The following is a 20,964-nucleotide window of genomic DNA, read 5'->3' on the forward strand; positions in this document are numbered from 1 at the left end:
GGCGCGGGCGACCGCGCTGTACGACCCAACTCGGTACTTCTGCCGCGGCGTACGACCCAACTCGGTACTTCTGCCGCGGCGTACGACCCAACTCGACGCGCTCAGCCCGCCACCGCCGCCACGACCTCGACGGCGCCGAGGGTGAGGACGGCGAGGGCGAGGAGGAGGGGTACGGCTCCGCCCCGACGCTCCACCGGACGATCGAGCACCCGCCGGGACAGGAGCACGGCCGCGGCGAACAGCGCCGCCAACGCGGCACCGAGGACCGCCACGGGACCGAGCGAGCCCAGGGTGAGCCGACCGATCACCACGGCGGCGACCGCCAGGGACAACGCCGTCCGCTGCCAGGCGAGCGCGGTGCGCTCCCGCGCCGCGCTGTCGGCCGCGTAGCTCACCGCGCGCTCACAGCGACGCCAGCACGACCACGCTCGCGGCCACGAGGCCGATCGCGACGAGCACGCCCAGCGGTGATCCCGGCAGCGGGGCGCTGAGCCGCAGCGCGCGCTCCGTGCGCGCCCAGCGTGCCCACGAGGCGACGGCACAGACGACCCCGAGCACCACGAGGAGCACCGCCAGCGGCGTACGCACCCCGTCGTCGAGGCCCAGGTCCACGGCGTCGACGGCCACGCCGCCCGCGACGAAGGCCAGCGACGTGCGGATCCACGCGAGGAACGTGCGTTCGTTGGCGAGGCTGAACCGGGGATCCGGTTCGTCACCGACCCGGTAGACCCAGCCGGGCCAGCGGGTGTGGGTCGACGACATGCCTCCCACCGTAGACGCGGACACCGCGTCCACCATTCGAGACTAACTCAAGTAAATAACTACAGATACTTAGATAGGGATCGGCGGTCGGTGCTCCGACCCGCACCGCCACTCCCCGAACAGACCCGACCGGAAGAAGCCCATGTCCGACCTGCGCAGCACCATCGACAACGCCGGCTCCCGGCGCTCCAAGCTCCCCTGGATCGTCGGGGTGGTCGTCCTCGTCCTCGTGGCCGGCATCGGCTGGGCCGTCGCCAGCAGCGGCGGCGGCGCCGCCGAGGCCGCCGGCAGCGGCGAGCCCGTGCGCGGCGGGACGCTCGAGTTCGCGCTCATCGACTACCAGCGCAGCCCCGACCCGCAGCTGGGCACGAACTACGCCGAGTCGATCATCGCCAACAACGTCACCGACAAGCTCGCGTGGCAGGACCCGGACACCGGCGAGATCACGCCGTGGCTGGCCGAGTCGTGGGAGGTCAACGACGACCTCACCGCGTTCACGTTCCACCTCCGTGACGACGTCACCTTCAGCGACGGCACCCCGTTCGACGCCGAGGTCGTGAAGGCGAACTTCGACCAGTACATCCAGGGCGACCCCGCGCTCGACATCAACGCGAACGGCGCCCCGCTCTTCCCGGGCTACGCCGGGACCGACGTCGTCGACGAGCACACCGTGACGATCCGCTTCGAGGCCCCGCTCGCCAGTGCCCTCCAGGCCGTCTCCTTCACGGCGAACGCCGGCCCCGGGTTCCTGGCTCCCTCCACCCTCGCGCTGAGCGCCGAGGAGCGGACGGACCCGACGAAGGTCATCGGCACCGGCCCGTTCGTCTACGAGTCGTGGGAGGAGCAGGTCTCGACCGTGCTCGTGAAGCGCGAGGGCTACGACTGGTCGCCGCCGGCGCTGGGCCACGACGGCGAGGCGTACCTCGACAGGATCGTCTTCAACACCATCCCCGAGGCGAGCGTGCGGACCGGCTCGCTGGTCTCCGGCACGCTCGACGCGACGCTCGACGTCGGCACCACCGACGAGCAGCCGCTGGAGGACCAGGGCTTCGAGATCATCTCGCGCGGGGTGTCCGGCACGGCCATCTTCTTCAACCTCAACGCCTCGATCTTCCCGACCAACGACATCGCCGTGCGCCGCGCCATCCAGCTCGGCTGGAACCGCGAGGCCGTCGAGCAGACCGTGCTCACCGACTCCTACTCGATCGCCACGTCGGTGCTGGCCCCCTCCGTCCGGGGCTACGAGGACCACAGCCAGACGCTCCGGTACGACGCGGACGAGGCCCGGCGGATCCTCGACGAGGCCGGCTGGGTCGAGGGCTCCGACGGCATCCGCGAGAAGGACGGACGTCGGCTGGAGGTGAAGCTGCTCGGCATCAACAACCTCGTGCCCAACAAGCCGGCCTACGAGTCCGTGCAGCAGGACCTCGCCGAGATCGGCATCGACCTGCAGCTGACCGTCGTGCCGATCCCGGACTACACCGCGAACGTGGCCAACGCGGCGACGGAGTGGAACGTCGTCGCCGCCAACCGCTCGCGCAACGACCCGGCGGCGCTGACGCTGCAGTACAGCCCCGCGAACGGCAACGGCTCCTACCTCGGACCCGACGCCACGGGTGTCGACGTCGACCGGGTGACCGAGGTGCTCGGGGCGATCGAGACGACCCTCGACCCCGACGAGCGCGACGCGGCGGCCGCGGCGGCGCAGGACCTCCTGCTCGAGGAGTACGCCCTCGTCAACCCGATCTACAACCCGTCGCAAGTCATCGCGCACGCCGATCACGTGCACGGGATCGTCTTCGACGCCCAGTCCCGGAACCACTTCGTCGACACCTGGAAGAGCAACGGGGAGTGACACCGCGGCTGGGGGAGCCCGGGCTGGCTCGGGCTCCGTCGGCCGCACCCCGGGAAGGAGCGCCCGATGCTGCGTTACGTCGCCCTCAAGGTGGGCCGCGCGCTGTTCGTCGTCTGGGCCGCGTTCACGGTGAGCTTCGTGCTGCTCTTCGTGCTGCCGGCGGACCCGGTCGACCTGTTGTTCGACCCGGCGGAGGTCAACACCATCCCGCCGGAGGTCCGTGAGCAGGTGGCGGCGAACTACGGGTTCGACGACCCCGTGCTCGTGCAGTACGCCGACCGGCTCTGGCACGCGGCTCGCCTGGACTTCGGCACCTCGGTGCAGTCGGGGCGCCCGGTCACCGAGGCGATCCTCGGCGTGCTGCCCGCGACGCTCGTGCTCGCCGCCGGCGCGCTCGCGCTGGCCGTGGTGATCGCCTTCGTGATCGCCCTGGTGGCCACGGCGACGGAGGCCCGTTGGCTCCGCGACCTGGTGGAGGCGCTGCCCTCGGCGGCGGTCTCGATCCCCGTCTTCCTGTCCGGGATCCTGGTGCTGCAGGTGTTCTCGTTCCAGCTGGGGTGGTTCCCCGCCTTCGGGGACGAGGGGTGGCGCAGCCTGGTGCTGCCCCTGGTCACCCTCGCGATCCCGGTCTCGGGCCCCATCGCCCAGCTCCTCGTGCGCAGCTTCGCGACGGAGCTCCGCTCGGGCTACGTCACCACCAGCTGGGCCAAGGGCGCCGAGCGCAGCCAGATCATCGTCGGCGACGTGTTCCGCAACGCCGCGCTGCCGGCGCTGACGATCGCGGGGGTGACCTTCGGGAACCTCATCGCGGGGTCCGTCATCACCGAGACCGTCTTCGCCCGCAAGGGCATCGGCCGGATGACCCAGACGGCGATCAACACCCTCGACGTACCCCTCGTGCAGGGCATCGTGGTGCTGGTCGCGGTCTGCTTCGCCCTCATCAACCTGGCGGTGGACCTGGTCTACCCGCTGCTCGACCCACGCCTGCGCGCCACGCTCGCCGACACCCCGGCCCGCGTGCCCGCCTGAGGCAGGAGGAGATCCGATGAGCATCGACACCGTTCCGACCGCCGGGCCGGGGGCCACCGCTCCGCCGCCCGCGATCAGCGGGCCCGAGCCGGCCCCGCCCGCGGGCAGGACCGCGGGGGGCCTCGCCCGCGCGATCGGGCACCACGTCGCGGAGGTCGCGCGCCAGCCGGTGCTCCTCCTCGCGTGGGCGGTGGTGCTCGTCGCGATCGGCTGGGCGCTCGCGCCGGGCCTGTTCACCAGCCACAGCCCCTACCAGGGGGATCCCTCGGCGAGCTTCGCGCCGCCGAGCGGCGAGCACTGGTTCGGCACCGACCGGCTCGGTCGCGACCTCTACGCCCGCAGCGTCTATGGCGCGGCCACGACGTTGTCGGCGACCCTGCTGGCCGTCCTCATCGCCTTCGGGGTCGGGACGGTCGTCGGTCTCGCCGCGGGCTTCTCGGGCGGCTTCGTCGACACGGCGATCATGCGCGTCGTCGACGTCTTCCTCGCCATCCCCAGCCTGCTGCTGGCGATGGTCGTCGTCTCGGTCCTCGGCTACTCCACCCACAACATCGCGATCGCGGTCGGCATCTCCTCCATCGCCTCGTTCGCCCGCGTCATGCGCTCCGAGGTGATCGGCGTGGTCACCCGCGACTACGTGCGTGCGGCCTACGGCCTGGGCGTCGGCCGCTGGCGCGTGGTGCGCACCCACGTCGTGCCCAACTCCCTCTCCTCCGTGGTCGCGCTCGCGGCGCTCGAGGTCGGCGCCGCGATCCTCGCGGTCGCGTCGCTCGGCTTCCTCGGGTACGGCGCGCCGCCGCCCGAGCCGGAGTGGGGCCTCCTCGTCGCCGAGGGCCGCGACTTCATCGCCGTCCACCCCTGGACCTCCCTCCTGCCCGGCGCCGCGCTGGCGGTCGTCGTGATCGCCACCCACCGCATCAGCACCTCGCTCCGGAAGGACCTCGGATGACCCACGCCCTCGTCGCCCCGCCCGTCGCCGGGCCGGCGCCGGACGCCGAGCCGTTGCTGGCGGTGCGGGACCTCCACATCGACTACCGGGCCGGCCGCAACCGCAGCCCTGCCGTCCGCGGGGTGAGCCTCGACGTACGCCCCGGCGAGCTGGTCTCGCTGGTGGGGGAGTCGGGGTCCGGGAAGACGACCCTGGTCCAGGGCGCCCTCGGGCTGCTGCCCGGCGCCGCCCGCATCAGCAGCGGCTCGGTGGCGTTCCAGGGTGTCGACGTCACGGGGTGGAACGACCGGCGGATGGCGCTGGTGCGCGGCAGCTTCGTCGGGTTCGTGCCGCAGGACCCCAACACCTCGCTGAACCCGACCAAGAAGATCGGGCGCCAGGTGGTCGAGGCCGTGCGGTTCAACGACACCGGACCCGCGCGGAACGCGGCGGCCTACCGGGAGGCGGCGATCGAGAGCCTCGTCACCGCGGGCCTGAAGGACCCGGAGCGGGTGGCGGGGCAGTACCCCCACGAGCTGAGCGGCGGGATGAAGCAGCGCGTGCTGATCGCGATCGCCCTCGCCGGAGGTCCCGAGATCATCGTCGCCGACGAGCCGACCAGTGCACTCGACGTCACGGTGCAGAAGCGCATCCTCGACCACCTCGTCGGCCTGCAGGAGCAGCTCGGCATCGGCATCCTGCTCGTCACCCACGACCTGGGTGTCGCGCTCGACCGCTCCGACCGGATCCTCGTCATGCAGCGCGGGCGGCTGGTCTCGGAGGGCCCGGTCGGCGAGGTGCTCCAGGGCACGGACGACCCCTACACGCAGCGCCTGCTGGCCGCGGCGCCGTCGCGGCACAGGGGCCGGCTCGAGCCGCAGGTGCCGGTCGTCGTGACGCCGCCGGCCGACGCGCCGGCGGCGCTGGAGGGCCGGGGGCTGACGAAGAGCTATCGGCTGCGTGGCCGCGGTGCCGGCGAGCCGCTGCGGGCCCTCGATGCCGTGGACCTGGTCGTCAGGCGTGGCACGACCCACGCCGTGGTCGGTGAGTCCGGGGCGGGGAAGTCGACCCTGGCGAGCATCCTCGTGGGCTTCTCCCGCGCCGACGCGGGCACGGTGCACGTCGGCGAGCGCGAGACCACCGGTCTCGGGCGTCACGAGCTGCGGGAGGTGCGCCGCGACCTCCAGTTCGTCTTCCAGAACCCGTTCACGTCCCTCGACCCGCGCTTCACCGTCGCGCGGATCATCGCGGAGCCGCTCGACGCGTTCGGGCTGGCGACCGGCCGCGAGGAGCGGAGGGCGCGGGTCGCGGAGCTGCTGCGCCAGGTGGCGCTCGACGAGTCGTTCGCGCAGCGGCTGCCGCGTCAGCTCTCCGGTGGCCAGCGCCAGCGCGTGGCGATCGCGCGTGCCCTGGCGCTCAAGCCCGAGGTGATCGTGCTCGACGAGGCCGTGAGCGCGCTCGACGTCTCGGTGCAGGCCCAGATCCTCCAGCTCCTCGTGGACCTCCAGGCGGAGCTCGGGCTCAGCTACGTGTTCGTCACGCACGACCTCGGTGTGGTGCGACTGCTCGCGCACGACGTGAGCGTGATGCAGGACGGGCGTGTGGTCGAGACGGGGCGTGTCGACGAGGTCTTCGCCGCGCCCCGGCACGCGTACACGAAGGAGCTCCTCGCCGCGATCCCCGGCGCGACCTCCTGAGTGCGCGGGGCCCGGGGGCGTCGGTGCCCTCGGTGCCCTCGGTCGCCTCGGTCGCGCGGCCCCGGGAAAGAAAACGCGGACCGGGGAAAGAAAACGCGGACCCGACCTCGGATGAGAACGATCCAATCGTGTCTGCGAGGTCGCCGCGTCCGCGTTTTCTTTCTCCGCGCATCGGCTCGGGCGCCGATCTCATCGGACGACGCCCATTCCTGCCCGATCACCTGGTGTTGTGTGGGACACTTCCTTTGATCGATCAAAAACCTCGCTAGTGGAGAGACGACGACATGCGTTACGTGGCGGCCGGCACGGCCCCCTTCCGGAAGACCCTCGTGGGCGTCGGGCTCGCGGGTGCGTTCGCCGTCTTCGCGCTGGTGGCGTTCGTCGCGGCGGTCCTGACCGCGACGCTCGACCTCGCGCGTCGCTGACCTCCCGCGTCGCTGACCCGCCCGTCGGGCTAGCGTCCGACCTGTGAGGGGTCTGGTGGCGGCGAGCGAGCGCCACCAGGTCGCGATCTACCTCCTCGCCATCGTGGCGGCCGGCCTCACCGGGCTCCTGCTCCCCGGCGCTGCCGCGCTCGACGTCGCGATCGAGCCCGTGCTGGGCCTGCTGCTGTTCGCGACCTTCCTCGGCGTACCGTTCGGGGCCCTCGGACCCGCCCTCCGCGACGGCCGCTTCCTCCTCGCGCTCCTCGTGCTCAACTTCGTGCTGGTTCCGGTCGTCGTGGGCCTGCTCAGCCGGTTCGTCGCCGCCGAGCGGGCCGTCCTCGTGGGCGTGCTCCTGGTGCTGCTGGCGCCGTGCATCGACTACGTCATCGTGTTCGCCGGCCTCGCGGGCGCGGCCGCCGAGCGCCTCCTCGCCGCCGCGCCGCTGCTGATGCTGGCGCAGGCGGCGCTGCTCCCGGCGTACCTCTGGCTGTTCGTCGGCCCCGACGTCGCCGACGTGGTGGCGGCCGGGCCGTTCCTGCGCGCCCTCCTGGTGCTGATCGTGCTGCCGCTCGCCGCCGCCGTGCTCGTGCAGCGGGCGGCGCGCCGGGGGCGTGCCGGCCGGGTGGTCGTGGACGTCGCGGCGGCCGCGATGGTCCCGCTCATGGCGGCGACGCTCGCCGTCGTGGTCGCCTCCCAGGTGCCGGGCATCGCGGACGGGCGGCTGACGACGCTGCTGGCCGTGGTCCCCGTGTACGTCGCGTTCCTCGTCGTCATGGCACCCCTCGGCGCGCTCACGGCGCGGGTGGCCGGTGTCGACGCCCCCGCAGCGCGGGCGCTCGTGTTCAGCGGCGCGACCCGCAACTCGCTCGTGGTGCTGCCGCTGGCCCTCGCGTTGCCGGAGGCCTATGCGATCGCGGCGCTCGTCGTCGTCACGCAGACGCTGGTGGAGCTCGTCGGGATGGTGGTCTACGTGCGGGTCGTGCCGCGGCTGGTGCCGCTCACTCCGCGGTGACGACCTCACCGTTGCGGGGCATGCCGGGCAGGGCGCTCGCGTCCGGCTCCTTCGCGTGGCTCGCGAACGGCGGGTCGATCTCCCCGGTGCACGTGATCGCCGGCCACGTGAGCGGCAGCCCCGCTGCGGCGTCGACGCGCGCGCGGTCCATGAGGTGCACGTGGAGGTGGGGCATCGAGGTGTTGCCGGTGTTCCCGACCCGGCCGAGCTCGGCGCCCGTCTCGACGTGGTCGCCCGGCCGCACGGTCGCCGATCCCTGCCGCAGGTGGGCGTACGCCGCGACCGTGCCGTCGTCGTGACGCACCAGGACGTGGTTGCCGAGCACCGCGCGGGTGCCGACGACCTCCCGCAGGACCCCCTCGAGGGTGAGCATGAAGAGCAGCCCCTGCCACGTGTCCCGGGCGCGGTGGTCGCGCTGGCGGTCGGTGGCGGTGACGACCTCGCCCGCGGCCATGGCGAGCACCGGGGCGTCGAACCCGGGGTACCGCTCGGGTCGCGTGCCCCGCAGCCCGAAGCGAGCCAGGGGCGGGGTGTCCGGCGTGGAACGCCCGCAGAGGTCCACCGCGCACAGCTGCCCGCGGGTGCGCGTGCCGTGGCTCGGGACGCGCTGCCCGGGGCTGTTCACGGCCGTCCACGTGCCGCGCACCGGGGGAGCGAGCTCCACCGGCGGCCCGGGCGCCGCGGTGGGCGCGACGGTCATGAGCAGCGAGAGCACCACGATCCCCACGACGACCCCGGCCACCGTGACGGGTCCGCCGGGCAGCAGACCGTCCCCCGGCACGACGTCCAGGACGGCACTCAGGACGTCCGCCACCATCAGCACGAACAGGACGGCCAGCAGCCGCGCCCACACGACCCGCGCCCCCGCGATCCCCCGCACCATCCTCGGGCCCCCTCCCTCGACGTACCCGCCAGCCAAGCAGGCCGCGACAACCGGGGGTCAGCGGCCGCCGCGGCCGTTCCCGCCGCCGTTCCCGCCGCCGTTGCCGCGGCCGTTCCCGCCGCCGTCGCCGCCGCCGCTCCCGCGGCCGCCGCCGTTGTTGTTGCCGGGCCCGGCGTTGGGGTTGCCGCCGTTGCCGCCGGCGGCGGGGGTCGGGGTCGGGGTCGGGGCCACCGTGGGTGCCGGCTCCGCGGGCGTGGTCGGCGCCGACGCCGGCGCCGACGACGGGGCGGTGGTCGTCACCTGCTCCGCGGTGGCCTCGGGCGTCGGGCTGTCCACGACCTCCTCGGCGACCTCGTCCTGGGACGCCGTCGGCGTCGGTGCGGGGACGGGTTCGGCGTCGGAGTCGTCGAGGGTCAGGACGAGCGCGACCACGGTGGCCGCGGCGGCGACGAGCACCCCCGCGGCGGTCCGCACGCGCCGGGGTGACGCCGTACGCCGCGGAGCCGCCCCGTGCGGCACCTCGACGCGCGCGGGAGCGGGCCACGCCTGGGTCGCCTCGGCGACGACCACCGGACCGGCGAGCGGGCCGAGCGACCGAGCGGACTCGCGGGCCGCGAGGCTGCGCAGGCGGTCGGCGACCTCCGCGGCGGCGGGTCGGTCGGCGGGTCGGTCGGCCGTCATCGCGCGCAGGAGCTCGACCCAGGCGAGCTCGAGGCCCTCGGGCAGCTCGGGTGCGCGGGTCAGGCGGGCCAGCGCGGCCTCGGTGGCCGGCCCGGGGTAGCAGGCGCGGCCGGTGAGGGACTCGATGAGACCCAGCCCCAATGCGTAGACGTCGACCGCCCCGGTCAGGTCCCGCTCGCCGCGCACCTGCTCGGGGGCGAGGTAGGCGGGGGAGCCGACGGTCGTCCCGGTCCGCGTGTGGTGGGCGGTCTCGCCGATCAGCCGGGCGATGCCGAAGTCTGTCAGCCAGACGCGACCGTCCGCGCGGACGAGGATGTTCCCGGGCTTCACGTCGCGGTGGACGATCCCCGCGGCGTGCACGTGCGCGAGCGCCGCCGCCACCTGGGCGCCCACGCCGGCGACCCTGGCCGGCGGCAGCGCGCCGGTGCGGGTCTCGGTGCGCAGCGTGTGGGCGTCGACGAGCTCCATCACGAGGTAGGGCCGACCGTCGGCGACGCCGGAGTCGAGGACCGCGACGAGGTTCGGGTGGTCGACCTCGGCCATCAGGCGCGCCTCGTCGACGAACCGGGCGCGGTCGGCGTCGTCGAGGCCGGCCTCGTGGAGCAGCTTCACGGCCACCGGTCCGCCGGTCGTCACGTCGGTCGCGCGGTGCACCTCCGCCATGCCGCCGCGGCCCACCACCTCGTGCAGGACGTAGCGGCCGGCGAGGAGCTGGCCGGCGGTGTCAGGCATGGGAACTCCTCGGCGGTGCGCCCGGTGCCGTGCGCCGGTGGCGGGGGGATGGTCGTGCACGGTGTCGCTGGTCGGCCGCCCGAGGGCCTGCAAGCCGTTACCCGTTCTCCGCGAGTTCCATGCGTGACAGCGGATCCTCGATCGAGTGCAAGGCCCGCCATGTGAATGTGCAAGACCGACACAATTCGCGGCGTGGCAGTGGCAGTCAATTCTAGGTTCGAGGGATGTCACAGATTCCGGGGGAGGGTGCGGAGCACCTGGCCGCCCAGCACAGTCCCTACGTCCCGCCCACCCCGCAGACCTACGCCGCCGGGACGTTCTTCCCGCCCGGATCGGTGCCGCCCGAGAAGAAGCCGTGGTTCAAGCGCAAGCTCGTCTGGGGCATCGCCGCCGCCGTCCTGGTCGGCGGTGCTGCGGCCGGTGGGAACACGGGGAGCTCCGGTGAGGGCGACGACGAGAAGCCGCTGGCAGTCGAGACGTCCGCGCCCTCCCCGAGCCCGGAGCCCGAGCCCGTCGACGTCGAGACCCCCGCCGTCAGCGAGTCTCCGGCGCAGGTGGCCCAGCCCGAGCCGGAGCCGGAGCCCGAGCCGGAGCCCGAGCCGGAGCCCGAGCCGGAGCTCACCGCGGGGCAGGAGAACGCCCTCCGCACGGCCGAAAGCTATCTGGACTTCGCACCGTTCTCCCGGTCAGGACTCATCGAGCAACTGGAGTTCGAGGGATACGAGACGACGGAGGCGGAGTACGCCGTGGACAACGTCGACGTCGACTGGAACGAGCAGGCCGCCGAGGCGGCCGAGGGCTACCTCGACATGACCGGGTTCTCCCGTTCCGGCCTCATTGAGCAGCTCGAGTTCGAGGGGTACACCGCCGAGCAGGCTGTCTACGGTGTCAACGAGGCGGGTCTCTGACCTCACGTTGACCGACGACGCCGGCCCCCGATCCCGTCCAGCGGATCAGGGGCCGGCGTCGCCGTCGAGACGCGACCTCAGGCGCCGGACGACACGGCGTCGTCGACGTAGAGCCGTTGCGCGAGTTCACGGCCGCCCGCATCGAGCTGTCGCACGGTGTTCTGCGTGATGGCGTGGACGGTGTCGAAGACGGCCTCATCGGCACCTCGCACGACGCACCTGGTCGGGATGCGGAAGAGGACGTAGTTGCCGGAGCCTGAGGCCGTCGGTCGTGGAGTGTCGGTGCAGGGGGTGGTGTGAATGTCGTCGAGGCTGCCCGCGTAGGTGTTCGTGCCCTGCTCGACCGGCCGTCCCACTGTCCATCGGATGTACCCACCCGCCCGCGGTGAGTTCTCCGCGCCTTGGAGTATCACGGCGATCGTCTGCTCGCCCTCCTGCCGGTTGCTCGCCCGGACCTGGCCGTAGAGGTCCCGCACGTTCACGCGGACGTAGACGACGGACTCCGTCGTCACCACTCCTACGCTCCGGATGTCGGACGCCTGCTGGTCGATGCGGTGCGTGAAGGCAGGGCCCCGGGAGTAGTACACGTTGATCCGCGCGTCACGAGCCGCGTCGGAGAACGTGAAGCTGGACCCCTCGGCCGGTGGCGCCGAGGCGTTGGTCATCGGTGCCCCGACGGTCAGGGCGACGACCGCCGCCGTTCCTGCTGCCCACATCGACGTCCGTCGCACCTGGATCCCCCTCCGCCGTGGTCGACCTGTAGGCCGTTCAGACGCACGCTAGTCCCGTCAGCGGTAGTTCGTGAACTGCACCGCGAAGTCGTAGTCCTGCTCCTTCACCAGCGCCTGCACGGCCTGGAGGTCGTCGCGCTTCTTGGACGAGACGCGCAGCTCGTCGCCCTGGATCTGCGCCTTGACGCCCTTCGGGCCCTCGTCGCGGATCAGCTTCGAGATCTTCTTGGCGTCCTCCGTGGAGATGCCCTCCTTGAGGACGATACCGATCTTCGAGGTCTGGCCCGACGGGCGCGGCTCGGAGGCGTCGAGCACCTTGAGCGAGACGCCGCGCTTGATGAGCTTGCCCTGGAAGACGTCGAGCACCGCGGTCGCGCGGTCGTCGGCCGACGCGGTGATCTCGATGGCCTCCTCGCCCTTCCACTCGATGGTGGCGCCGGTGCCCTTGAAGTCGTACCGCGTCGCGATCTCCTTCGCGGTCTGCCCCAGGGCGTTGTCCACCTCCTGGCGGTCGAACTTGCTCACGATGTCGAACGACGAGTCGGCCATGGGTGCTCCTGCAGATCGGGTACGGCGGGTGGTCGCGGCGGTTTCCTCGGTCGCGACCGCGTGCGCTATTGTTTCGTGCTGTTGTCACCCGGCCAAGTCGGGCGTCGACATGGCGGGTTGCCCGAGCGGCCAATGGGAGCGGACTGTAAATCCGTCGGCGTAGCCTTCGAAGGTTCGAATCCTTCACCCGCCACAGCAACGAGAACGGCCCCGGCACTGCGAACGCGCAGCGCCGGGGCCGTTCTGTCGTGCGCGCTCAGATGCGGCGGAAGAGCGCGGCGAGGGCCTGGCCGCCGCCGATGCACATGGTGACGATGCCGAGCTCCTTGTCGGAGCGGTGGAGCTCCTTGGCGACGCGCAGGGAGAGGATCGCCCCGGTCGCGCCGACGGGGTGACCGAGCGCGATGGCGCCGCCGTAGGGGTTGACCTTCTCGGGGTCGAGCTTCGCGTCGCGCACGACCGCGACGGCCTGGGCGGCGAAGGCCTCGTTGCACTCGATGACGTCGATGTCGCCGGGGGTGGTGCCGGTCTTCTCGAACAGCGCCTTCAGCGCGAGCACGGGGGCGTAGCCCATGAGCTCGGGCTCCATCGCGCCGGTGGTCACGGCCTCGAGGGTGACGAGCCCGGTCAGGCCCCGCTCCGCGACGGCCTGCTCGGAGGCCAGCACGACGGCGGCGGCGCCGTCGTTGATGCCCGAGGCGTTGCCGGCGGTGACGGTGCCGTCCTTGGCGAACGCCGGGCGCAGGCCGGCGAGGGTCTCCAGCGTGGTCGCGGGCTTGGGGTGCTCGTCGGTCTCGACGGTGAAGGGTCGACGGCCGCCGACCTCGACGGCGACGATCTCCTCGGCGAACGCGGCCTTCGCGGCGTCGGTGGCGGCGCGGCGCTGGGACTCGAGGGCGAACTCGTCCTGCTCGACGCGGGAGACGCCGTACTTGGCGGCGACGTTCTCGGCGGTCACGCCCATGTGGATCCCCTGGAAGGGATCGGTCAGCATCATGACGGTGCCGTCGACGAGCTCGCGGCTGCCGAGCTTGTAGCCGTTGCGGGCGCCGAAGTCGTAGAACGGCATCCGGGTCATGGACTCGTCGCCCCCGGCGACGGTGACGTCGAGGTCGTTCCAGCGCATCTCCATGGCGGCCGACCAGATGGCCTGCAGCCCCGAGCCGCACAGCCGGTTCACCGTGTAGGCCGGGACGTTCTTCGGCAGGCCCGCGGTGACCGCGACCCGGCGCGCGTTGTAGGCGTCCGGGCCGACCTGCCCGATGCAGCCCATGACGACTTCCTGCACGTCGCTGCCCTCGACGCCGGCCCGCTGCAGCGCCGCGGTGGTCGCCTGCGCGCCGAGCTCGTGGGCGGGCACGTCCTTGAACACGCCGCCGAAGCTGCCGACGGGGGTGCGCGCACCGTCGACGAGGACGATCTTCGATTCGCTCATGGGCGCAGCGTACCGAACGTTCGCTCGGTCGGGTCCGGACCGCTGCGTTGTCCCCGTCCGCGTGACGGGTGCCACATGGTCCTGCTATGAAGTGAACTCATGTCAGTTCGCCGAGGAGGCAGGATGTCGGTTCTCGCCGAGGAGGTGCTGGTCGCCGGCCGGCCGCTGCGCAACCGCATCGTGGCGACCGCGCACGGCACGGCGTCCGTCGTCGACGGCATGCCGACCGCAGCCGACGCCGCGTACTGGCGCCGTCTGGCGCAGGGCGGGCCCGGTCTCGTCGTCACCGGTGGCATCTCCGTGAGCGCCGCGTCGACGTTGCGGGCGCGCTACCCCGGCGAGGCCTGGCACGACCACGCGGCCGAGGCCTATCGAGAGAAGGCCTCGGCGATCACGTCGAACGGTGCGGTCGCGCTGGCGCAGCTGTGCCACCTGGGGCGCGAGACCCTCGGGGCCGCGACGTTCCTGCCGTTCGAGGCCCCGAGCCCGGTCCGGTCTCCGCGGGAGCCCGCGATGGCGCGCACCCTCACCGTCGACGACTGCGCGGAGGTGGTCGCGTCCTTCGTGACATCGGCCTGCCGGATGGTCGACGCGGGATTCGACGGGATCGAGCTGCACGCCGCCCACGGTTACCTGCTGGCACAGTTCCTGGATCCCGCCACGAACCTGCGGACCGACCGGTACGGGGGCTACCGGGGCGGTCGAGCGCGCATCGTGGTCGAGATCGTCGAGGGGATCCGAGCGTGCCGTCCCGGCGCGATCGTCTCGCTGCGGCTCTCGCCGTCGACGGACCCCGGCGGCATGGACCTCGCCGAGGTGTGCCGCTCCGCGCTGGTCGTCCAGGAGCGCAGCCCCGTCGACCTGGTCAGCCTCTCGTGGGGGAGCCGCTTGGGCTACACCCCCGACATGGGGACCGATCGGCCGCCTCTCGCCGCTGCCGCGGCTGCCCCGACCCTGCGCGAGCTGCGGGCGGGGCTGGGGGTGCCCCTCCTCGTCGGTGTGTCGTTCCGTGACCGGGCCGACCTCGAGTCGATGGTCGACGATGGTCGCGCCGACCTCGTCGGCATGGCCCGGCCCCACCTCGCGGATCCCGACGTGACGACGAAGCTGCTGACGGGTCGCGACGACGACGTCCGCCCCTGCGTCTCCTGCAACGAGGACTGCCGCGCGTTCGACCCCGTGGCGCTGTGCGTGGTCAACCCGGACCTCGCTCCGCCGGGGGAGCGAGGTCCGGCCAGCCGCTCCGCAGTGGGTGGGCCTGCCCACCTCCCCCCGCCCCGCGATCGCCGCCGGTGGCTCCGTCGCGGTCGTGGGCGCGGGACCGGCGGGCCTCGAGACGGCTCTCACGATCGCGCTCGCGCGCCCTGATGTGGACGTGGTCGTCCACGACAGGGCGGACCGGCTGGGCGGCCAGCTGTGCACCGCCACGGCGAGCGGGACCAGGCCGGGCTGGTCACGCCTGCTGCGCTACTACGAGCGGCAGCTGGCGCGCGCGGGCGTCCAGCTGCGGCTGGGCTCCGAGGTGAGCGACGCGCTCGGGATGCCCACGGTGTGGGCGGCGGGCGCCGTGGAGGAGCAGGCGCCGGCGGGCCGGGTCACGTCGACCCGGTTCCTCACGGACCGGTCCCTGCGGCCGTCCCGGCCCGTCGTCGTCGACGACGGCTTCGGGTGGTGGCCCGCCCTGAGCTCGGTGGAGCTGGCGTTCGACCGCGGCGCCGAGGTCGTGACGCTCGTGACCGCCGCGCCCAGCCTGGGTGCGGCGATCCCCGCCGACGCGCGAGCGCAGCTGCTGCGCCGGCTCCGCGGCCGTGCGCTCGACGTGCTCCCCCTCACCGAGGTGGTGGGCTCGACACCCACCGGTGTCACGGTGCGGAGCAACGGTTCCCCCGGGGCGCGGGAGGTGCACGGTGACGCCGTGGTCCAGGTCGGCCTGCGGACCGCCCTCCCTGCGCCCGACCACGCCGACTGGGCCGTCGGGGACTGCATCTCCCCGCGACGGGTCGCCCACGCCGTCGCCGAGGGACGGGAGCTCGGTCGCCGTCTGGCCCGGACCCCCGACTAGCGACCGGCTCCTCCCCGGGTCGGGGCCCGCTCGACGTCGCGCGTCGCCTCGCCCGTCCGTCAGCGGCACTCCAGCTGCGCGTCGAACAACGCCTCGCGCGCCTCGGCGACGTCGTCGGGCTCGGGGGCGAACTCCTCGGGGTCCTTGTCCTCGAGGTAGGCCACCCACGTCTCGTGCTCCGCCTCGAGCCCGTCGGGAGCTCCGGCCGTCTCGAGGAAGTCGAGGATGCCGTCGATGTCGACGTTCATGCCGGGGAGCACCGGGTTGTAGGCGACGGCCGCCGACGCGGTGTCGGCCTCGACGGCCTCGCAGCAGGTGTCGCCCCCGCGGTCGCCCCCGTCCTGCGGGTCCGTCGTGGTGCCGGTGCCGGTGCTGGTGCCGTCCTCGTCGTCACCTCCGCAGGCCGTCAGGGTGACGGCGGCGAGCGAGAGCAGGAGCGCGGCGGCGGTGCGGTGCATGGAGGTTCCCCCGGGGTGTCGTGGGTGGGCGGTACGGCGCAGGTCCCTGCCCCGCGGAGCCCTCGGTCATGCACGGGTGGGCCACCCAGGCGGGGGGCAGGAAGGACCCGGAACGCCGGATCCGGACTGACGCACTCCGGAAACGCACCTGAAACAGCGCGCTCTTAGGTTCCTCAGGTCCCTCACAGGCTCGGGCCGTGCAGCGGACCTCACCTTCATCCCCCACGAGAGGTCTGCCTTGTCTTCTCCACGTGCTGTCCAGCGGTCGTCGGGGGTCTCCTCGACGCGCCGCACCCGAGCAGGTTCGCGCTTCCTCGTCTCCCTGGCGCTCGGCGCCGCAGCGTTGCCGGCCCTCGCCGGCACCGCCCCCGCGTCGGCCGCGCCCGGGGGTGACAACTGGACCGTCGAGCCCGTGGCCGGTGGCTACGAGGTGACGGTCGAGCTCGACGAGCCCCTGCCGATCGTCTCCGACGCGCCGACCATCGTGGTCGACGGCGAGTCGCTCGGCGTCGCGACGGAGGCCGCCGACGGTCGCAGCCTCAACGTCTTCACGACCGACCCGGCGGTGCTGCAGGCGCGCACCGCGGCAGCGGGCTGGTCCGCGACGGACCCGGCCGGCGCTCCGGCCGCGACGCCCGAGGCCCTCGACGTACCCGCCGAGGAGGCCGAGGCGCTGGCCGCCCTCGCCGACGACCCGGCCGCCCTGGGCGACCAGGCGTGGGACGAGGCCGTCTACAAGTTCGGCGACCAGGCCATCGACCTCGCGGGCATCGGCGGCATCCGCGGCGAGCTGGAGGGCAAGGTCTACCTGCCCGAGGGAGGCGGCGCGCGGCCCACCGTGGTGCTGCTCCACGGCCGCCACAGCTACTGCTACGGCACCGGCGACGCTAACCCCGCCCGGTGGCCCTGCTCCGCCACCCAGCTCTCGATCCCGAGCTACCTCGGGTACGACGGCACCGCCCGCGCCCTGGCGAGCCACGGCTACGCGGTGGTGTCGGTCTCGGCCAACGCGATCAACGCGAACGACAACCAGCTCGCCGCCGACCAGGGCGCCCGGGCCCGGGGCCAGCTCGTGCTCGACACGCTCGACATGCTGCAGGACGCCTCGGCCGGCGAGGCGGTCTCCTACCGCGACGCCGCCACCGGCGCCGACGTCTCGCTCGACGAGGCCTTCGAGCTCGGCGAGGCCGCGGTCGCGCAGCGGGCCGAGGGCTTCGTCGACGGCTACGACGGGCTCGACCCCATGACGGCCACCGACCTCGTCGGTCGCTTCGACCTCACCAACGTCGGCCTCATGGGTCACTCCCGGGGCGGCGAGGGCGTCACGTCCGCCGCCGTGCTCAACGGTGCGCGCGAGACGCCCTTCGGCTTCACGTCCGTGCTGCCCCTGGCTCCGGTGGACTTCGGCCGGATGACGGTGCCCGGGCTCGCCATGAACGTGCTGCTGCCCTACTGCGACGGTGACGTCAGCAACCAGCAGGGCCAGCACATGCTGGACGACAGCCGCTACGCCTTCGGTGACGACGCGCTGCGGGCCGGCACCTGGGTGATGGGTGCGAACCACAACTTCTACAACACGGTCTGGACGCCGGGCGTCTACCGCTACAGCGTCAGCGACGACTGGAGCGGCACCAACCCCGCCAGCGCCCGCGCGACGGAGCCGATCTGCGGCACCGCGCCGAGCACCGCTGCGACGTCGATCCGCATGACGGCGCAGGAGCAGTACGACCAGGGCACGTCCTACATGACGGCCTGGTTCCGCCTGACCCTCGGCGGCGAGGAGCAGTTCCTGCCGATGTTCGACGGCACGGGCGCCGTGCCGGCCGCCCTCGGTGACGAGGACGTCCGCACGCAGGCCACGGCCCCGGGCTCGGCGCGCTCCACCATCGCCTCGTTCGAGCGGACCGGTTCGCTCATCCGCACGACCTCGGGCGCGACGGCGACGGTGTGCGCCTCCCTGGCGGGTCGCACCGTGACGCAGACGCTCCCGGCCTGCGCCACCACGTCCGCCTCGGCGCAGGTGCCGCACTGGACGCCGGCGTCCAACGGCGCGAACGTGCCGGCGAGCCCGATGACCCGCCTCGCGTGGACCGCCCCCGGTGCCGGCGTGCGGGTGACGATCCCGGCCGCCCAGCGCGACGCCTCGGCGTACGAGCGCCTGTCGCTCAAGCTGGCCGCGGACGAGACGGTGGTCGGCGCGACCGACCTGACGCTCGGCCTCATCGACGGCCAGGGCCAGCGGTGGAGCCAGCCTGTCTCCGCGCTGAACCCGCAGGCGCTGCGTCGTCTCCCGGCATCGGCGACGACGACCAGCGCCACGACGCTCGGCAAGATCGTGCTCCAGCAGCTCGCGCTGCCGCTCGACGTGGTGGCCGAGGCCGGCCTCGACACGACGGACCTCCGCGAGGTCAGCCTCACGGGCGTGGCCGGTGAGGACGGGACCGCGGCCGGTGCCGCCTACCTCTCCGACCTGGCGTTCGAGACGTCCGCGGTGGGTGACCTGGCGGTGGAGGACCTCCCGACGGTCAGCGTGTTCGCGCCGGCGACCGAGGAGGGCAGTGCGCCCGGCACGACCGACATCGCGGTCTACCTGGACGCTCCGGCCGACGAGCCGGTGACCGGTTTCGTGTCGCTGCTCGGCTCGACCACCTCCCGCGCGGGAGCGGCCATGGAGCGTGTCGTGTTCGCCCCGGGCCAGACCTGCCGCGTCGTCACCGCCGCGGTGAACGGCGACCGCACGCCCAGCACCTCCGCCTCGACGCAGGTCAAGGCGTCGGTCATCAACACCGCGGGCGGCGTCATGGGGGCCGACGCCATCGTCTTCGCCACCATCCGCGAGGACGACGGCATCGTGCCGGCGCAGAACGGCTCGGTCGCCACCGAGCTGCCCCCCGTGGGCGTCAGCGGCGACCCGTGTGCCGAGCTCGCCGACCTGCGCGGCGGCACGCTCCAGGTCGCGGCCGACGCGGTTCCCGGCGCGCCCCTGACCGTGACGGCCACCGGCTTCCGCGCCGGCGAGTCGGTCAGGGTGACGGGTGCCGGGCTCGAGCCGGTCACGGTGGTCGCGGATGCCGACGGCACCGCCACGGCCGAGCTGGCCGTCCCGGCGGACATCGCGCGGGGTGCCATCGTGCTGACCGCGACGGGCGCGGGCACCACCCGCACCACGACGGGCACGACCTCCGTCCGTGACGCGACGACGCTCACCGCCCCGGCCACGGCCGCGGGACGGTACGCCCAGTCCGCCGTCGTCGCGGTGAACGTGTCCACGGGTGAGGGGGCCGCGGCACCCACCGGTGTGGTCGAGGCCCGCTGGGGCACCGCCAACGGCGGCGTCGTCGCCACCGGCGAGATCGTCGACGGGACGGCCACCCTGCGCCTCCCGGCCAGCTGGAAGCCGGGCACCTACCGGGTCGGGCTCCGCTACGCCGGCAGCGACACGGCGATGCCCGCCCAGGGCGGCGTGGTCGTGACGGTCTCCAAGGGCCGCGTGTCGCTCGGCAACTCGCTCCCCACCCTGCCGACCCCGACGCGGGGGAGCAGCTTCCTCGTCGGCGCCGCGTTCGTCGGCGACGGGGCCGGTCAGGTCGCGCGTCCCGCCGGTCCGATGGTGGTGCGTCTCTACACCTCCAGCGGCCGCGGGGTGTGGTGGTCGGGCGTGCAGCGGCTGAGCGACGGCACGGTCCGGGTCAACCTCCCGGCCCTGCCGCGGGGCTCCTACCGGGCCGACATCGCCTACGGCGGTGACGCCCTGTCCCTGGGCGCGAGCCAGAGCCGCACCTTCACCGTGCGCTGATCCGGCGTCCGGTGACGACCGGCCCCCGTCCCCTGCCGCGCGGCAGGGGACGGGGGCCGGTCCGCGTCTGCCTCACCCCAGCCCGAGCACCTCGATCAGCTCGGCGAACCTCCGCCGCAGCAGCGTGGCGACGGCCGGCCGGCGCCGGTAGAACGCCTCGTGCTCCACCGCGACGTACGACGCGGGGACGCGCTCGCCCTGCACGCGCCAGTCGGGCTCGGGGTCGCCGTCGAGCCCCCACGCCGCGACGACCGGGGCCTCCACCGGCGCGTGCACCGCGTCGAGGACCGGTCGCTCGAGCCCGGGTGGGGCGGGGTCGAGCCCCAGGGCCTCCCGCAGCCGAGCGGCCACCGGTTCGAGGATGCTGTTGCCGGGGTGGTTGACCGTGCGCATCATGTCCCGCCGGGGCGTCGCGAAGAGGTCGGAGACCACCACCGACCCGTGCAGCGCCTCGCGGCGCTCCAGCTCGGCGACCGAGCGTCGACCGACCTCCTCGACGGCGCCCGGCGGTGGCTCGGTCCGGCTCCCGTGGGAGCGACCGGTCACCACCCGCAGGTCGTGGTAGGCCACGACCGGCGGGTCCGGGTCCTCCAGCCCCGGCGGGTGCGCCACGACGTGCCACGGGTGGAGGCCGTGGTAGCGGATCGGCGTCACCAGCGCCGTCCGCGCGTCGGCGGGCAGGTGCTCGGCCAGCTGGTCGGTGCCGATCGGCAGGCCGCGGTAGCCGTCACCGATGGGCTGGCTCACGAACAGGTCGGTGCGGGCGAGCAGGCGCTGGAGGCGCGGGACGTCGTCGGCGGTGAGCTCGTGGGCCGGCGGGACGCGCACGGTCCGCACGTCCGGCCCGCGGAGCAGCAGGCGCAGCGACTCCGCCTGGCAGTTGCCCATCACCACGAGCTGGGGGAGCGACGGGTCGGTGGCCTCGGGGCCGTCGGTGGGCGCGTCGTCCACCCGCACGGCCAGCTCGTGGAACGCGGCGTAGTGCCGCTGCTCGGCCTCGCTGCGGCTCATCGGGTAGACC

19 protein-coding genes and 1 tRNA gene are annotated in these 20,964 nt (G+C 73.4%); 11 read left to right on the forward strand and 9 right to left on the reverse strand.

Going from position 1 to position 20,964, the window contains the following annotated elements; translation table 11 throughout:
- Window positions 1-101: 101 nt before the first annotated feature.
- Window positions 102-395 (reverse strand): DUF202 domain-containing protein, encoded by a 294-nt coding sequence (locus tag QE405_RS19425; RefSeq protein ID WP_307204342.1) that lies wholly within the window; start codon window positions 393-395, stop codon window positions 102-104.
- Between the two features lie 7 nt (window positions 396-402).
- Window positions 403-762: a YidH family protein gene (locus QE405_RS19430; protein ID WP_307204345.1), complete on the reverse strand. Its 360-nt coding sequence runs from the start codon at window positions 760-762 to the stop codon at window positions 403-405.
- Between the two features lie 142 nt (window positions 763-904).
- Between QE405_RS19430 and QE405_RS19435 the strand changes: the two genes are divergently transcribed.
- The 6 genes from QE405_RS19435 (at window position 905) to QE405_RS19460 (ending at window position 7,708) form a co-directional block, all read left to right on the forward strand.
- On the forward strand, window positions 905-2,617 hold the full coding sequence (locus QE405_RS19435) for an ABC transporter substrate-binding protein (RefSeq protein WP_307204346.1): 1,713 nt from the start codon (window positions 905-907) through the stop codon (window positions 2,615-2,617).
- Between the two features lie 66 nt (window positions 2,618-2,683).
- Window positions 2,684-3,646 (forward strand): ABC transporter permease, encoded by a 963-nt coding sequence (locus tag QE405_RS19440; RefSeq protein ID WP_307204347.1) that lies wholly within the window; start codon window positions 2,684-2,686, stop codon window positions 3,644-3,646.
- 16 nt (window positions 3,647-3,662) lie between these two features.
- Window positions 3,663-4,595, forward strand: a complete 933-nt coding sequence (locus QE405_RS19445; RefSeq protein WP_307204348.1) for an ABC transporter permease — start codon at window positions 3,663-3,665, stop codon at window positions 4,593-4,595.
- On the forward strand, window positions 4,592-6,271 hold the full coding sequence (locus QE405_RS19450) for a dipeptide ABC transporter ATP-binding protein (RefSeq protein WP_307204350.1): 1,680 nt from the start codon (window positions 4,592-4,594) through the stop codon (window positions 6,269-6,271). The genes QE405_RS19445 and QE405_RS19450 overlap by 4 nt, the downstream gene beginning before the upstream one ends.
- Window positions 6,272-6,555: 284 nt before the next feature.
- A complete protein-coding gene (locus tag QE405_RS19455) occupies window positions 6,556-6,696 on the forward strand; it encodes a hypothetical protein (RefSeq protein ID WP_307204352.1) in 141 nt (46 codons plus the stop codon).
- 43 nt (window positions 6,697-6,739) lie between these two features.
- Window positions 6,740-7,708, forward strand: a complete 969-nt coding sequence (locus tag QE405_RS19460) for a bile acid:sodium symporter (RefSeq protein WP_307204354.1) — start codon at window positions 6,740-6,742, stop codon at window positions 7,706-7,708.
- Here the strand turns inward: QE405_RS19460 and QE405_RS19465 are convergent.
- Both QE405_RS19465 and QE405_RS19470 read right to left on the reverse strand, forming a co-directional pair.
- Window positions 7,695-8,591, reverse strand: coding sequence for a M23 family metallopeptidase (locus QE405_RS19465; RefSeq protein ID WP_307204356.1), 897 nt, complete (start codon window positions 8,589-8,591; stop codon window positions 7,695-7,697). The two genes, QE405_RS19460 and QE405_RS19465, sit on opposite strands and share 14 nt — an antisense overlap.
- A 57-nt stretch (window positions 8,592-8,648) precedes the next feature.
- Complete coding sequence (locus tag QE405_RS19470; protein WP_307204358.1) at window positions 8,649-10,004, reverse strand: serine/threonine-protein kinase; 1,356 nt, start codon at window positions 10,002-10,004, stop codon at window positions 8,649-8,651.
- 224 nt (window positions 10,005-10,228) lie between these two features.
- Between QE405_RS19470 and QE405_RS19475 the strand changes: the two genes are divergently transcribed.
- Complete coding sequence (locus QE405_RS19475; protein WP_307204360.1) at window positions 10,229-10,912, forward strand: Ltp family lipoprotein; 684 nt, start codon at window positions 10,229-10,231, stop codon at window positions 10,910-10,912.
- A 77-nt stretch (window positions 10,913-10,989) separates the two neighbouring features.
- Here QE405_RS19475 and QE405_RS19480 read toward each other — a convergent pair whose 3' ends face one another.
- Together QE405_RS19480 and QE405_RS19485 are read right to left on the reverse strand one after the other, a co-directional pair.
- Entirely contained in the window at window positions 10,990-11,577 is a 588-nt protein-coding gene (locus QE405_RS19480) for a hypothetical protein (protein ID WP_307204362.1), read from the reverse strand.
- A 123-nt stretch (window positions 11,578-11,700) separates the two neighbouring features.
- Window positions 11,701-12,192, reverse strand: a complete 492-nt coding sequence (locus tag QE405_RS19485; RefSeq protein ID WP_307204364.1) for a YajQ family cyclic di-GMP-binding protein — start codon at window positions 12,190-12,192, stop codon at window positions 11,701-11,703.
- 111 nt (window positions 12,193-12,303) lie between these two features.
- On the opposite strand from QE405_RS19485, the gene QE405_RS19490 reads away from it, so the two are divergent.
- A tRNA-Tyr gene (locus QE405_RS19490) sits at window positions 12,304-12,385 on the forward strand.
- A gap of 63 nt (window positions 12,386-12,448) precedes the next feature.
- Here QE405_RS19490 and QE405_RS19495 read toward each other — a convergent pair.
- Window positions 12,449-13,627, reverse strand: a complete 1,179-nt coding sequence (locus QE405_RS19495; RefSeq protein WP_307204366.1) for a thiolase family protein — start codon at window positions 13,625-13,627, stop codon at window positions 12,449-12,451.
- A gap of 123 nt (window positions 13,628-13,750) precedes the next feature.
- On the opposite strand from QE405_RS19495, the gene QE405_RS19500 reads away from it, so the two are divergent.
- Window positions 13,751-14,995, forward strand: a complete 1,245-nt coding sequence (locus QE405_RS19500; protein WP_307204368.1) for an oxidoreductase — start codon at window positions 13,751-13,753, stop codon at window positions 14,993-14,995.
- Entirely contained in the window at window positions 14,937-15,689 is a 753-nt protein-coding gene (locus QE405_RS19505; RefSeq protein WP_307204370.1) for an NAD(P)-binding protein, read from the forward strand. The genes QE405_RS19500 and QE405_RS19505 overlap by 59 nt, the downstream gene beginning before the upstream one ends.
- A 59-nt stretch (window positions 15,690-15,748) precedes the next feature.
- Here the strand turns inward: QE405_RS19505 and QE405_RS19510 are convergent, their stop codons facing one another.
- The gene (locus tag QE405_RS19510) at window positions 15,749-16,147 is read right to left on the reverse strand and encodes a hypothetical protein (RefSeq protein ID WP_307204372.1); all 399 of its coding nucleotides are present in this window, start codon (window positions 16,145-16,147) and stop codon (window positions 15,749-15,751) included.
- A gap of 238 nt (window positions 16,148-16,385) precedes the next feature.
- On the opposite strand from QE405_RS19510, the gene QE405_RS19515 reads away from it, so the two are divergent.
- Entirely contained in the window at window positions 16,386-19,943 is a 3,558-nt protein-coding gene (locus QE405_RS19515) for an alpha/beta hydrolase family protein (RefSeq protein WP_307204373.1), read from the forward strand.
- 72 nt (window positions 19,944-20,015) lie between these two features.
- Here QE405_RS19515 and QE405_RS19520 read toward each other — a convergent pair whose 3' ends face one another.
- Window positions 20,016-20,954 carry a WcbI family polysaccharide biosynthesis putative acetyltransferase gene (locus tag QE405_RS19520; protein ID WP_307204375.1) on the reverse strand — a complete coding sequence of 313 codons (939 nt, stop codon included), beginning with the start codon at window positions 20,952-20,954 and terminating at the stop codon, window positions 20,016-20,018.
- Window positions 20,955-20,964: the final 10 nt, after the last annotated feature.

Origin of the sequence: Nocardioides zeae (genome assembly GCF_030818655.1) — a bacterium.
Lineage (GTDB): Bacteria > Actinomycetota > Actinomycetes > Propionibacteriales > Nocardioidaceae > Nocardioides > Nocardioides zeae_A.

What these genes read in the sequence shown, in the direction of transcription:
- QE405_RS19445 (WP_307204348.1), top strand. Translation starts at nt 3,663, where the DNA reads ATGAGCATCGACACCGTTCCGACCGCCGGGCCGGGGGCCACCGCTCCG.
- QE405_RS19500 (WP_307204368.1), top strand. Translation starts at nt 13,751, where the DNA reads ATGTCGGTTCTCGCCGAGGAGGTGCTGGTCGCCGGCCGGCCGCTGCGC.
- QE405_RS19430 (WP_307204345.1), bottom strand. Translation starts at nt 762, where the DNA reads ATGTCGTCGACCCACACCCGCTGGCCCGGCTGGGTCTACCGGGTCGGT.
- QE405_RS19475 (WP_307204360.1), top strand. Translation starts at nt 10,229, where the DNA reads ATGTCACAGATTCCGGGGGAGGGTGCGGAGCACCTGGCCGCCCAGCAC.
- QE405_RS19495 (WP_307204366.1), bottom strand. Translation starts at nt 13,627, where the DNA reads ATGAGCGAATCGAAGATCGTCCTCGTCGACGGTGCGCGCACCCCCGTC.
- QE405_RS19440 (WP_307204347.1), top strand. Translation starts at nt 2,684, where the DNA reads ATGCTGCGTTACGTCGCCCTCAAGGTGGGCCGCGCGCTGTTCGTCGTC.
- QE405_RS19470 (WP_307204358.1), bottom strand. Translation starts at nt 10,004, where the DNA reads ATGCCTGACACCGCCGGCCAGCTCCTCGCCGGCCGCTACGTCCTGCAC.
- QE405_RS19510 (WP_307204372.1), bottom strand. Translation starts at nt 16,147, where the DNA reads ATGCACCGCACCGCCGCCGCGCTCCTGCTCTCGCTCGCCGCCGTCACC.
- QE405_RS19480 (WP_307204362.1), bottom strand. Translation starts at nt 11,577, where the DNA reads ATGACCAACGCCTCGGCGCCACCGGCCGAGGGGTCCAGCTTCACGTTC.
- QE405_RS19435 (WP_307204346.1), top strand. Translation starts at nt 905, where the DNA reads ATGTCCGACCTGCGCAGCACCATCGACAACGCCGGCTCCCGGCGCTCC.
- QE405_RS19450 (WP_307204350.1), top strand. Translation starts at nt 4,592, where the DNA reads ATGACCCACGCCCTCGTCGCCCCGCCCGTCGCCGGGCCGGCGCCGGAC.
- QE405_RS19520 (WP_307204375.1), bottom strand. Translation starts at nt 20,954, where the DNA reads ATGAGCCGCAGCGAGGCCGAGCAGCGGCACTACGCCGCGTTCCACGAG.
- QE405_RS19455 (WP_307204352.1), top strand. Translation starts at nt 6,556, where the DNA reads ATGCGTTACGTGGCGGCCGGCACGGCCCCCTTCCGGAAGACCCTCGTG.
- QE405_RS19485 (WP_307204364.1), bottom strand. Translation starts at nt 12,192, where the DNA reads ATGGCCGACTCGTCGTTCGACATCGTGAGCAAGTTCGACCGCCAGGAG.
- QE405_RS19465 (WP_307204356.1), bottom strand. Translation starts at nt 8,591, where the DNA reads ATGGTGCGGGGGATCGCGGGGGCGCGGGTCGTGTGGGCGCGGCTGCTG.